The sequence below is a fragment of the Streptomyces sp. LARHCF249 genome (genome assembly GCF_052871255.1).
Genome location: NZ_JBIXJQ010000005.1, coordinates 74131 through 87129, shown reverse-complemented (window position 1 = coordinate 87129; position 12999 = coordinate 74131). Strand labels below are relative to the sequence as shown.

The following is a 12999-nucleotide window of genomic DNA, read 5'->3' as shown; positions in this document are numbered from 1 at the left end:
GTCAGTGCTCCTTGACCAGGGCGGCGTACGGGCCCCGCGCGGCGACCAGGTACTCGTGCCGGCCGCGTTCCACGACGGTGCCCCGGTCGAGGACGACGATCTCGTCGCTGTCGCGCACGGTGCTCAGCCGGTGGGCGATGACCACGCAGGCGCAGCCGCGGCGCCGCAGGTTGTCGATGACGGCCTGCTCGGTCACCGCGTCCAGGGCGCTGGTCACTTCGTCGAGGACCATGACGCTGGGGCGGCGCACCAGGGCCCGGGCGATCTCCAGCCGCTGGCGCTGGCCGCCGGAGAAGTTGCGGCCGTCCTGCTCGACGCGGCTGTGGATGCCGCCGGGGCGGCGGGCGACCACGTCGTGCACGGCGGCGTCCTGGAGGGCGGCGATGACGGCCTCGTCGGGGATGGAGGGGTCCCACAGCGCGACGTTGTCGCGGACGGTGCCCTCGAAGAGGAACACGTCCTGGTCGACGAAGGAGACGGAGGCGGCGAGCGCGCTGCGCGGGATGTCCTCCAGGCGCATCCCGTCGATGCGGATGGCCCCCTTCCAGGGGGTGTGGAGGCCCGACATCAGCCGTGACACGGTGGACTTGCCGCTGCCGGAGCCGCCGACGAGCGCGACCTGCTGCCCGGGGCCGACCGACAGCGAGAAGTCCTTGAGCAGCGGTGCGTCCAGCGGGCTGTAGCCGAAGGTGACGTTGTCCAGTTCCACGTGGCCCTTGAGGCGGCGGGCGCCGGCGGCGGGCTCGCGCCGTGAGAAGACCGGGTCGACGGGAAAGTTCTCGACGTCCTTGAGTCGGGCGACGTCGGCCCCGAAGTCCTGGATCCGCCCGGCGACGCCGCCCAGCCGGGAGATCGGCGCGGTGAAGCTGGTCACCAGGGCCTGGAAGGCGACGAGCAGACCGACGGACAGGTGCCCCTCGACGGCGCGCAGTCCGCCGATCATCAGGATCAGCGCACTGTTGAGGGCCGCCAGCGTGGGCGCGACGATCGCCAGCCAGGCGCCGGGAACGCCGAGCCGCTGCTGTACGTCGAGGGTGACCGCGTGCTGTCCGGCCCAGCGGCGGAAGAAGCCGTTCTCGCCGCCGGTGGCCTTCATCGTCTCGATGAGCTGCAGACCGCTGTAGGAGGTGTTCGTCAGCCGGGCGCTCTCGGCGCGCAGCTTCTGGGTACCGGTGGCCCTCAGGCGGATCACGACGCGCATGGCCACCACGTTGAGCAGTGCGATCAGCACGCCGACGACGGTGAGCTGCGGGTCGTAGGTCCACAGCAGCACGGCGTACAGCACGACCACCACGGCGTCCACGCCCGCGGCGGCCAGGTCCCGGGCGAGGGTTTCGGCGACCGCGTCGTTGGACTGCAGGCGCTGGATCAGGTCGGCCGGGTTGCGCTGGGAGTAGAAGGTGACCGGGAGGCGGAGCAGGTGCCGCAGGAAGCGGGCGCTGCCGAGGGTGGAGGAGATGATGCGCCCGCGCAGCAGATTGGCCTGTTGCAGGCCGGTGAGGACGGCGGTGAGCACCAGGGTGACGGCCATGGCCGTGAACAGCACGCCCAGCAGGGACGTCTGCCGGCCGATGAGGAACATGTCGATGTACGTGCGGCTGAGGGCGGGCACCGACGCGCCGACGGCCACCAGCAGGAGGCTGGAGACGACGGCGGCGGCCAGGGTGCCCGAAGTGCCGCGCAGGTGGGCCGGTATGGCGCCCAGGACGCCGGGCTTGCGTCCGCCGCGGTGGAAGCCGTCGCCGGGCTCGAAGGTGAGCACGACCCCGGTGAAGCTGGTGTCGAACTCGTCCATGGGGACGAACCGGCGGCCCTTGGCGGGGTCGTTGACGTACACGCCCCTGCGGCCGAAGCGGCGGCCCATGCCGTCGTAGACGACGTAGTGGTTGAACTCCCAGAAGAGCACGGCCGGGGCGCTCACCTCGGCGAGGGCCGCCAGGTCCATCTGCATGCCCTTGGCCTTGAGCCCGTAACCGCGGGCGGCCTTGAGGAGGTTGCTGGCGCGGGAGCCGTCGCGGGAGACGCCGCAGCCGATGCGCAGCTCCTCCAGGGGGACGTGGCGGCCGTAGTGGCCGAGCACCATGGCCAGGGCGGCGGCTCCGCACTCCACCGCCTCCATCTGGAGCACGGTGGGGGTGCGTACGGTCCGGGGCCTTCTGGTCCTGGGGGGCCGGGGAGCCTTGCGGGACGCGGGCGCGTGCGCGGACCTGCGGCGGGACCGGCCCTGGGCGGCGGCCCTGCGCGGCGCGCTCACGGCAGCAGCCAGTCGACGGGGCGCTGCGCGGCGAGGTGGACGGCGCCGGTGACCGGGGTGCTGGATTCGACGGTGTACGGGGGCCCGTCCGTGGAGGACCACCGGTAGCCGGACTTCGTGGCGGAGGAGCGCTCCAGCCGCACGAGGACCGCGACCGGGTTGCCCTGCCGGGAGAACTGTTCGGCGAGGCCCTTGTCGCCGAGGAAGCCGCCGATCTGCGCGGGCGTCTGGGGTGCGCGGCCCACCGCGGTGACGCGGCCGCGCAGGACGCCGAACTGCCGTTGGGGAACGGACTGGACGGTCAGGTCGACGGAGGCGCCCACGGTGATCGCCGCGCCGCCGGCGCCCGGCACGTACAGCACCGCCACCAGCGGGTCGTCCGGGTTCTTCACGTGTTCCAGGGTGGCCACGTCCGCGCCGGTCGTGACGACCGAGCCCACCCGTGCGACCAGGGTCGTCAGCCGGCCGCCGGTCACCGCGCGCACGGGCTTGTCACCCTGCTCCGTACGGACGGTGAGCAGGGGCGCGCCGGGGGCCAGCAGCCGGTCCTCCTCGGCGAGGACCTCGGTCACCTGTCCCGCGACCGGGCTCTGGAGCACGTAACCGCCCTCGGCGTGGGTGAGGATCCCGGGTGCGCTCAGTTTGGCGGTGACGGTGCCGGTGACGGCCCAGAAGGCGGCGGCGGCCATGACCAGCACCGTGACGGCCAGGACGAGGCGTCCCTGCGGGCGCGCGAAGCGTACGGGCAGGTCGAGCTCTTCCGGCGATTGCAGCTTGGAAAGAGCCTTTTGGCGAAACTGCACGGACTATTCCTTCAACTGCAATTCGTTCAGCCGAATTCGTTGAACCCCGGAGCCGAGGAGGACGCTCCGGGGTTCATGCGATATCAGGCTCAGAGACCGGCGCGACCGACGTTCACGGAAACGCCCGTGACGCCCGAGACGAGGCCGGGGACGCCGGCGACGAGACCGGTCGCGGTCTGGACGGTGTCGAGGGAGCCGACGAGGCCGACCACGCTGCTGACGTCGCTGGTCACGGCGCCGGCGAGACCGCCGGAGACGCTGATGACACCGCCGGAGACGGCGTCCAGCTCGGTGTCGTCGATCTCACGGGTCTCGATGTTGTCACGCATGATGCGCACCTTTCATGTGCAGGGGGAACTCAGCCGCCTTTTCCGACGGCCGCAGCGGGCATGATGAAAGCACGCGAACGGGCTGCCGGGCCAATCCCGTTGACGCCCTTCCGCGGACCTCCGAGCTCCTCGAATGGCGGGTGTGGCGCTTCGTTCACCGAATGGTCACAGCTTCTCTGCGATATCGAGTAACGGAAATAGGGGGCCCGTCGGCCGCACGGCAGGTTTGGGACAAACGGCCATCAATCACGCGGGACATGTCCGACATCTCGCGCAACGGTGAACGCGCGCGGGCCCGTTCGCGCACACGATGTGCAGATTTCCTGAAGGCGGGACGGAAGCGTGTGCCTCAGGAGGGGCCGGGCAGCGCCTGCTCCGCCCAGATGACCTTGCCTTCGGGCGTGTACCGGGTGCCCCAGTGGTCGCTGAGCTGCGCCACCAGGAACAGCCCGCGCCCGCCCTCGTCCGTGGTGGCGGCGTACCGCAGGTGCGGGGCGGTGCTGCTGCCGTCCCACACCTCGCAGGTGAGCGTGTGGTCGTGCAGCAGCCTGACCCGCACCGGCGCGCGGCCGTGGCGCAGCGCGTTGGTGACCAGTTCGCTGAGGATCAGTTCCGTGGCGAATCCCAGGTCCCCCAGGCCCCACTCGTCGAGCTTGCCCGCCGCGGCGTTGCGTACGGCGCCGACGGCGCTCGGGTCGGGCGGCACGTCCCACTGCGCGACCCGGTCCGGGCCGAGGATCCGCGTCCGGGCGACGAGCAGCGCCACGTCGTCGGTCGGCCGGGCGGGCAGGAGGGCGTCGAGCACGGCCCGGCAGCTTTCGTACGGGTCCAGGCCGGGCCGGCTCAGCGCCGTGCGCAGCAGTTCCAGGCCCTCGGCGATGTCCCGGGACCGCTCCTCGACCAGCCCGTCCGTGTACAGCACGAGCTGGCTGCCCTCCGGCAGGTACAGCTCCGCGGTCTCGAAGGGCATGCCGCCCAGGCCCAGCGGGGGGCCGGTCGGCAGTTCCACGATCTGCGCCGTGCCGTCGGGAGTGACCATCAGGGGCGGCAGATGCCCCGCCCGCGCCATCGTGCAGCGCTGGGACACCGGGTCGTACACGGCGTACAGGCAGGTCGCGCCCAGGACGCCGACGTGCGTGCCGTCGCCGTCCCCGGCGTCGTCGTGGTCGATGCGCTGGACGAGGTCGTCGAGCCGGGCCAGCAGGTCGTCGGGGGGCAGGTCGAGGGAGGAGAAGTTGTGCACCGCCGTGCGCAGCCGCCCCATGGTGGCCGCGGCGTGCAGACCGTGCCCGACGACGTCTCCGACGACCAGCGCGACCCGGCTGCCGGGCAGCGGGATCACGTCGAACCAGTCCCCGCCCACCCCGGACTGCGCGGGCAGGTAGAAGTGCGCCACGTCCATGGCGCTCTGCTCGGGCAGGGCGCGCGGCAGCAGGCTGCGCTGGAGCGTTTCGGCGAGGGCGTGCTCACGGGTGTAGCGGCGGGCGTTGTCCATGCTGATCGCCGCGCGGGCGACGAGTTCCTCGGCCAGTGACAGGTCGTCCTCGTCGAAGGGCTCCGGTTTCTGCGACCGCCAGAAGTTCACCACCCCGAGCACGACGCCCCGGGCCATCAGCGGGGCCGCGATGAGCGAGTGGATCCCGTACTCGACGATGGCCCGGGCACGCGGCGGGTCCTGGGCCTGCCAGCCCGGCGCGTCGGCCAGAACGGGCACCAGCTCCGCCTGCCCGGTGCCGTAGCCGCGGGCCTGCGGGGTGGACGGCAGGAAGTCGATCAGCCGGCCCAGGGGGTAGAGGGGGTGGTCGGACCGGATGCCGGCGACCGCCGTGCGCCGCATGTCGACTCCCGGGCCGGGCTCGTCGCCGTCGAGCACCGGATCGGCGAGGTCGACGGTGACGAAGTCCGCGAACCGGGGGACGGCGACGGCGGCGAGCTCCTCGGCCGTGCGCTCCACGTCGAGGGTGGTGCCGATCCCGACCCCGGCGTCGTAGAGCAGCTTGAGCCGCCTGCGGGCGGTTTCCGCCCGGCTGGTCAGCAGCCGCATCTCGGTGGAGTCGCGGATGGTGACCGCGGTGCCCTCCGCCCGGCCCTGGGTGTGGGTGGGCCGCTGGTTGACCACGAGCAGCCGGTCCCCGGTCTCGAGCACCTCGTCGGTGGCCACCCGGCCGGACAGCAGCAGGTCCGCCATCCGGCGGTCCAGGCCCGGTACGTCGTCGATGCGGCGGCCCTCGGCTTCGTCCGGCAGCCCGAGGAGCCGTTTGGCCTCGTCGTTCGCCAGGAGCAGCCGGCCGTCACCGTCGGTGATCAGCACCCCTTCGCGGACGGAGTGGAGCACCGCGTCGTGGTGCTCGTACATGCGGGTCATCTCCTGCGTGCCGAGCCCGTGCGTCTGCCGGCGCAGCCGCCGGCTGATCAGGGCCGTGCCGCCGGTGGCCAGGGCCAGGCCGGTCGCGATGGCCAGCAGGATGACGGGGAGCTGGCGGTCGACGACACCGGTCACGTTCTCCACGGTCAGGCCGGCCGAGACCAGGGCGACGACCTTGCCGTCGGGCGCGGTGACCGGCACCACCGCCTGGATCTCCTTGCCGAGCGGCCCCTGCACGCTCTCGGTGTGCACCCGCCCGGCGAGCGAGGGCTCGATCGTGCCGACGAAGCGCTGTCCGATGCGCTCCGGCTGGGGGTGGCTGTAGCGGATGCCCTGGGTGTCCATCACCACGATGAAGTCCACCCCCGCGTCCTTGCGCGTCGCCTCGGCGAGGGGTTGCAGGACGGCGGCCGGGTCGGGCGCCTTCAGGGCCTCCTGCAGCCCCAAGGAGTGCGCGAAGGTCTGGGCGACGGCCACCGACCGGTTGCGTGCTTCCCGGTCGATGTCGTGTCGCGACTGGAGCACCAGAGCCAGCAGCGCACCGGCGGCGAGCAACACCACGATCGCCACCTGGAGGACGAACACCTGTCCGGCGACGCTTCTGGTTCGGTTGCCTAGGGGTGACCGCACCGACGTGCCCGGCACGGGTGGCGAGGAAGGGTCACGATCCCAGTTGTAGCACCTCGGGGCGTCCGGTACCCGTGAAGCGCACGGAGCGCGCCCGGACGATCACCTGACGGGTGCCCCCGCGGGGGTGGCGGAGGGGGTGGGGGCGGCCCCGGTCGGCTCGGGCTCCGGGGTGCAGGTGACCTCGTCGCGCGGCGTGTAGTGGGTCTTGAACTCCTCGCGCTTCACTTCCCGGCCGTCCTGGACGAAGACGCGGCCGACGGTGACGTCGAAGCCCTCGAGCGGGGTCTGCACCTCGCAGACGGGTCCGCTGCCGGTCCGCTTGCCGGGCTGCGTGACGTTGGTGCGAGGCCCCTTGGTCGCCCGTACCTCGTCGTACTTCTTCGTGCCGAGGAGGGTGATGGTCAGCGAGGTGTCGGTGGATTCGGCCTGGATGTACAGGGGGTGGCCGGAGTCGTTGATCCAGCGCAGGTCGAGGGTGCCCCACGCGACGGTGGCCTCCCGGCCCTCGGGGTAGCGCTCGATGTAGAACGAGTGGGCGCCGTGCTCGACGGGCTTCAGGCCCGCGAAGAAGACCGCGTTGTAGAGGGTGGTGGCGACCGCCGAGACGCCGCCGCCGGGAGATTTCACGTACTGGCCGTCGTTGATCATGATTCCGTCGACGAAGCCGTTCTCCGGGGTGCGCTCGCCGACCGTGCGGTTGAAGCTCCACTCCTCCCCCGGCATGACCACCGAGCCGTTGATGAGCTCCACGGCCCGGCCGATGTTCGTGGTGCGGTACGGGGCGGCCGGGAAGGCCACGGTGAAGGAGGAGACCTTCTCCTTGATGCCGAGCCGCCGCGCCTCGGCGCTCGTGAGGTCCGGCTGGACCGCCACGGTGGGGAGCTCGGCGCTGCGGGCCGCGCCCGAGCGGGTCAGCAGGGGCAGCACGGCCTTGCCGAGCGCTGCCTGGGTGACCTGCCGGCCCGCGCTGCCGGGGTCCCCGAGGACCACGCGGCCGTCCGCGCCGACGCCGAGCTCGGCGTCGCGGGGGATCTGGGTGGCCTCCTCGAGCGGGCGGGCCACGGCGGGGTCGGCGAGCAGGCCCTCCGAGTCGAGGGACGGCACGAGACGGCTCTCGCCGTCGGGGGCCATCTTCAGGTGCTCGCCGAGGACGGCGGGGCTGATGGGTATGCGCCGGCCGGCGACGGTGAGCGTGACGGGGCCCGACATCGCGGGCCGGGCGAACTGCCGCATGGCCCGTCCGGTCTCCTCGGCCCCGATGCGCGGCTGGGTGCGCTCGACGGGCAGCGTGACGGGGCCGGCGTCCGGCCGCAGGTAGGCGTCGCGGAGGGTGTCGAGGGCCCGGTCCTCGATCAGGGCGACGCCGGGACGGGGGGCGACGGCCTTGGCCGTGCCCTCCTCGAAGGCGATCGTCCCCTCGCGCACGGGCTGCGCGGTGGTGGCGCCGATGCGGTCGAGCGCGGCGCGGCCGGTCCCCTCGTCCACCCGGATCACGGGCTCGACGTCCCGGTCGCCGGGAGCGAGGAGATCGCCGATGACGGTGGCCGGTCCGTGGCTGGTGCGTACGGCGCGGTCGACGGTCGCCCCGGTGTCGAGGGACAGCCCGAGCGCGGCGGGGGCGATCCGCTCGACGCGGTCGCCGATCCTCAGCTCGAGCGGCGCCGCGGCGCCGGGCCCGAGCGCTGCGGCCAGCGTCCGCTGCGCTTCCGCCCGGCTCATGCCGCCGATGTCCACCCCGCGCACGCGCGTGCCCTGGGCGATGTCGCCGCCCGCCACGAGTCCGGTGACGTAGAGGCCGCCCAGGCCGAGTACGACGGCTCCGCCCGCCGCGGGCAGGGCGATGCGCCAGTTACCCGTCCAGCTGCCTGCGCGTCCCATGTCACTCCCGGCCGGTATACGACGATTCCGGGAAATAATGATTCACGGGAAATGCTCGATTGTGGGGCGGATGTAACTCTTGTCACGAAGCGGACATGGGTCAGCCCAGGCGGGTCGGGGAGGAGGCCGCGGGGGTCAGGAGGCGGGGGGCGCCGGAGCCGTCGGCGGGGGCGGTCCACAGGTCCGTGGTGTCGGGGGCGCCCTCGGCGGGGAGGGCGTAGACCAGGGTGCTGTCGTCGAGCCAGCCGGCCTGGTCGTCCACGCTGCGCTTCTCCGCGAGCGGGTGCTCGCGCAGGGTTCCCAGGTCCATGACGTGTTCGCGCCACAGCGAGGCGCCGGCCCGTACGCGCTTCTTGTACGCGATGCGGGTCTCGTCCGGGGACAGGGACGGGCACTCGACGTTCTGCGCGAGGGTGGTGACCGTACGCCCCGAGATCGAGCCCTTGACCAGGTGGGTCTGGCCGGCGGTGGCCAGGGTGGCGTAGAAGGTGTCGTCGTCCTTGGCGAAGGTGACGCCCCAGAAGTTCACGTCCGCGGCGCGGTACTCGCGGCCGTCCATGAGGACGGTGAACTCCTCCAGGTTGGCGTCGAGCCGCCAGTCCCGGGTGTCCAGGATCGCGGTGCGGGTGGAGAAGAACGCGGCGCCGTAGGACTCGCCGGAGACGAAGACCGTCCAGGCGGCGAACCGGCCGCTCGGGGAGACCCGGGCCCGGCTGGGCGTGCCCGCCAGGGGGAAGCTGCGCAGCGTGCGCAGGCCGGAGTCGACGATCAGGGCCTGGTTGTCCTGTGCGAGGGCGCCGGGCGTGGAGCGCAGGCAGACGCCGGTGCCCGCGGCGGCGTGGAAGCGCCGGCAGGTGAGGTCGGAGGCCGTGCGCGCGGCCTGCGGGGTCCCGGCCGGAACCGAGGCGAGGGCGCCGCGGTGCGGGCCCTGGGCGGCGTTGAGGAAGGCCAGCCGGTCCGGCTGGGTGAGGGTGAGGCTGCCCGCGGCGACGGTGGGGCCGCCCTGCCGCGGCTGGTCGGCGCGGGAGGCGGCGCGCAGGACGAGCCCGGCGGCGAGGGCGCCGAGGAGCAGCACGGCCGCGGTGAGTACGAGCAGGCGGCGCGACAGCGTCATCGGGTTCCTCGGGTTCCTCGGGTTCTGCGGGGGCGTCGGGGCGGGTCGGCCGGCGGGCGCAGCACGCGGGCGGCGACGGCCGCGCTGCACAGCAGGCCGGCCGCGGCGGCGGAGAGGGCGGGGCCGGTGCCCCAGAACGTCCAGGCCGCGCCGAAGGCCAGGGAGCAGCCGAAGCGGGCCAGGGCCTGGCCGGTGCCGACGATGGCCAGGCCGGTGGCCCGCAGCTCCCGGGGCACGGTGGCCGCGACGGCGGCGGGCAGCACGCCGTCGGTGGCGGCGTAGAACATGCCGTGCAGGGCGAGCACGAGGAAGGGCAGGGCGGGCCGGGCCGGGGCCCACAGCAGCAGTGCGTACGCGGTCAGGAGGAGGACGTGGCCGGTGAGGAACACGGTGCGCCGCCCGATGCGGTCGGCGAGGGCCCCGGCGGGTACGGCCAGCAGCAGGAACACGGCGGCGGTGCCCAGCGGCAGCAGCGGGAACCACTGGTCGGCGATGCCGGTGCGGCGTTGCAGCAGCAGGTAGACGAAGGCGTCGCTGACGGTGGTGAGGCCGAGCAGCGCGGCACAGCCGGCCAGGGCCCGCAGCCGGGGCAGCCGCAACAGGCCGAGGGCCTCGCGCACACCGGCGGAGGGAACGGCCGGATCCGCAGGGGCGGTGCGGGCGGCGGGGGTGCTCGGTACGAAGAGGATCAGGACGAGCACGCCCAGGGCGGCGACGCAGGCGCTGACCCCGAACACGGCGTCGTACCCGTCGACCGCCACGCTCAGGATGAGGAAGGCGGCCAGCGGGCCGAGCAGCGCCCCGGTGGTGTCCATGGCCCGGTGCACGCCGAAGGCGCGGCCCTGCGCCCCGGCGGGGGTGGACAGGGAGATCAGCGCGTCGCGCGGGGCGGTGCGCAGGCCCTTGCCGGTGCGCTCCAGCGCGAGGACCACGCCGACCGGGCCGAGGCTGTGGGCGAGCAGCAGCAGCGGCTTGCACAGGGCGGACAGGCCGTAGCCGATGCCGGCGATCAGTTTGTGGTTGCGGACCCGGTCGGCGAGGTGCCCGCCGGTCAGCTGGACCAGGGCGCTGACCCCGTTGTAGACGCCGTCGAGCGCGCCGAAGCCGAGCGGGCTGAGGCCGAGTCCGGCGACCAGGTACAGGGGCAGTACGGCGGTGACCATCTCGGAGGAGATGTCGGTGACCAGGCTGACCGTGCCCAGGGCGAGGACGGCGGAGGCCACCACCGGGGTCCGTCCGGGACCGCCGTCGGGCGCGCCCTGCGCCCCGGCGGGGGCGGAGCGGTCCGCGAGGTACATGCTCAGGAGCTCCTCGAACTCTCGTCCCGCAGCCAGGTGTCGAAGTCGCCGCTCCGGATGGCCCTGCGGGCCCCCCGGCGGGCGGCGAGGGCTGCCGCGACGAACACCACGACGCCGGGGAGCAGCCGCGGGTCCGACCAGAGCAGGGCACGCAGGTCGGCCGTGCCCGTGCGCGCCGTCGGGGCGGCGGCGGTGCCGGTGCGTAACGACTCCTGGAACCGCTCCAGTTCGGCCGAGGACGTCGCCGCCCGGATCCGACGCCTGATCAGGTCGGCCCAGGTGCGCGGCGGGTGGACCACGACCCGCGCGGCCTCGACCACGCGCCGCTCCCCCGGGCCGAAGGCGAGGGACGCGGCCAGGTCGTCGGCCATCAGCGGGGGCAGCGCGGCGATCCGCGCGTGTCCCGCCTCGGACACCGCGATGACCCCCCGGCCGAAGAGGCCCGCGCGGACGGCCGGCAGCCGCTGCCACACCCGGTAGTACGCCCGTACCGGCCAGGCGCAGCCGGTCAGCGGGATGTCGCGGCCCGGGGCGGCGGCCAGCAGGTCCGGGCTCCCGGCGAGCGCGCCGGCCAGGGCCCGCACGCCGGCGGCGCCGAGGACGACGTCGGCGTCCACGTACAGCCGCGGGAAGCCCTTCGCGTGCTCGTCCCCGACCCGCAGCGCCGTGTGCTTGGAGGGAGTCGGGATCTCCACCACCCGCACGCGCGGGCCGCGTTCCCCGGCCACCCGGGCGGTGTCGTCCGTGCAGCCGTTGCACACGACGACGATGTCGGTTCCGGTGGCCGGGGTGCCTGCCAGGAGGGCGTCGAGGAGGCGGCCGATGACCCGGCTCTCGTTGTGGGCCGGTATCACGATGCTGGTCACCCCGGAAGTATGCACGGTCGAACACCCACGCCAGGCGTTTGTCCCCAACTCTCCCCGGGCGCAGGCCCGGTGGACTAGATTGACGCTCGTTACGGGGCCGGCTGCCTGGGGGAACACGCAGCCTGCCCGTGGCCGGACCGGCGCGTGGGGAGCGCCGGGCGGCCGGGGGGCGGAGGCACGCGGATGTCGCGGAGCCTCCATCGGTTGTGGGGGGCCATCACCGTTGAGCAGGTTACGCACGGGGCGCGCGGGCTTCCCGCCTGCCGTCGACGGCACGCCCTTCCCTCGCACGGGTCCCGGCCACGAGTGGCCGACGCGCCGGCCGGCGCGTCGCGCGGAGCGAAGGAGAACGCCGTGAAGGACACTGCGCAGGACGCCGCCGCCGGCCCGGGGCCCGCGGAACCGTTGGGTGTCGCCGTGGTCGGCGCGGGCTACTGGGGCCCCAACCTCGTCCGCAACTTCCAGTCCGGTCCCGAGTTCCGGCTGCGCTGGCTCTGCGACCTGGACGTGGACCGGGCCCGGCGGGTGCTGGGCGGGTACTCCACGGTGCAGGCGACCTCGGACTACGCGGCGGTCCTCGCCGACCCGGCCGTCGAGGCGGTGGCCGTGGCCACGCCGGCCGGGACGCACCTGGACGTGGCACTGGCCGCCTTGCGCGCCGGCAAGCACGTCCTCGTCGAGAAGCCCCTAGCGGCCACGTACGAGGACGGGCTGAAGCTCGTACGGGAGGCGGAGGAACGCGGTCTCACGCTGATGTGCGACCACACGTACTGCTACACCCCGGCCGTGGGCCGCATCCGGGAGATGGTCCGCTCCGGCGAACTGGGCGACATCCAGTTCGTCGACTCGGTCCGGATCAACCTGGGGCTCGTCCAGAAGGACATCGACGTCCTGTGGGACCTGGCCCCGCACGACCTGTCGGTCCTCGACTTCATCCTCCCGGACCACGTCCAGCCGGTCGCCGTCGCCGCCCACGGGGCCGACCCGATCGGGACCGGCCAGTCCTGCGTCGCGTACCTGACGCTCCAGCTCAGCACCGGCGCCATCGCGCACGTCCACGTCAACTGGCTCTCGCCGGTGAAGGTGCGGACCACCATGGTCGGCGGCTCCAAGCGGACGCTGGTGTGGGACGACCTCAACCCCTCCCAGCGGGTGGCGGTGTTCGACCGCGGAGTGGACCTGACGGCCCCGCAGGAGATCGGCGCGGACGAGCGCCGGGACATGCTCGTCTCCTACCGGACCGGCGACATGGTCGCGCCCGCGCTCGGCGAGAAGGAGGCGCTGCGCAGCATGGTCGAGGAGTTCGCCGCCGCGATCCGCACGGGCCGTCCGGCGCTGACCGACGGCCGGGCCGGCCTGAAGGTGCTGGACATTCTCGAAGCGGCCTCGCGGAGCTTGGAGTTCCGCGGCGCGGTCGTCGGACTGCGCACCGGCCGCTGACCAGACGTCCGCAGACCCTTTC

At 73.5% G+C, this 12999-nt stretch carries 9 protein-coding genes; 1 reads left to right on the top strand and 8 read right to left on the bottom strand.

What is annotated here, in order from left to right; all coding sequences use genetic code 11:
* Position 1: 1 nt before the first annotated feature.
* The 8 genes from ACIPUC_RS15445 to ACIPUC_RS15410 form a co-directional block, all read right to left on the bottom strand.
* Positions 2 to 2119 (bottom strand): NHLP family bacteriocin export ABC transporter peptidase/permease/ATPase subunit, encoded by a 2118-nt coding sequence (locus ACIPUC_RS15445; protein ID WP_446590424.1) that lies wholly within the window; start codon positions 2117 to 2119, stop codon positions 2 to 4.
* Positions 2120 to 2250: 131 nt separating this feature from the next.
* A complete protein-coding gene (locus ACIPUC_RS15440) occupies positions 2251 to 3057 on the bottom strand; it encodes an HlyD family efflux transporter periplasmic adaptor subunit (RefSeq protein WP_446589818.1) in 807 nt (268 codons plus the stop codon).
* Positions 3058 to 3146: 89 nt separating this feature from the next.
* On the bottom strand, positions 3147 to 3386 hold the full coding sequence (locus ACIPUC_RS15435; RefSeq protein ID WP_446589817.1) for a hypothetical protein: 240 nt from the start codon (positions 3384 to 3386) through the stop codon (positions 3147 to 3149).
* Between the two features lie 349 nt (positions 3387 to 3735).
* Positions 3736 to 6336, bottom strand: coding sequence for a SpoIIE family protein phosphatase (locus ACIPUC_RS15430; RefSeq protein ID WP_446589816.1), 2601 nt, complete (start codon positions 6334 to 6336; stop codon positions 3736 to 3738).
* Between the two features lie 144 nt (positions 6337 to 6480).
* Positions 6481 to 8259, bottom strand: coding sequence for a VanW family protein (locus tag ACIPUC_RS15425; protein ID WP_446589815.1), 1779 nt, complete (start codon positions 8257 to 8259; stop codon positions 6481 to 6483).
* Positions 8260 to 8359: 100 nt separating this feature from the next.
* Positions 8360 to 9373, bottom strand: a complete 1014-nt coding sequence (locus ACIPUC_RS15420; RefSeq protein ID WP_446589814.1) for a TolB family protein — start codon at positions 9371 to 9373, stop codon at positions 8360 to 8362.
* Positions 9370 to 10671, bottom strand: a complete 1302-nt coding sequence (locus ACIPUC_RS15415) for an MFS transporter (protein WP_446589813.1) — start codon at positions 10669 to 10671, stop codon at positions 9370 to 9372. The genes ACIPUC_RS15420 and ACIPUC_RS15415 overlap by 4 nt, the downstream gene beginning before the upstream one ends.
* A 2-nt stretch (positions 10672 to 10673) precedes the next feature.
* On the bottom strand, positions 10674 to 11537 hold the full coding sequence (locus tag ACIPUC_RS15410; protein WP_446589811.1) for a glycosyltransferase: 864 nt from the start codon (positions 11535 to 11537) through the stop codon (positions 10674 to 10676).
* 354 nt (positions 11538 to 11891) lie between these two features.
* On the opposite strand from ACIPUC_RS15410, the gene ACIPUC_RS15405 reads away from it, so the two are divergent.
* Entirely contained in the window at positions 11892 to 12977 is a 1086-nt protein-coding gene (locus tag ACIPUC_RS15405) for a Gfo/Idh/MocA family protein (RefSeq protein WP_446589809.1), read from the top strand.
* The last annotated feature ends 22 nt before the right edge of the window (positions 12978 to 12999 follow it).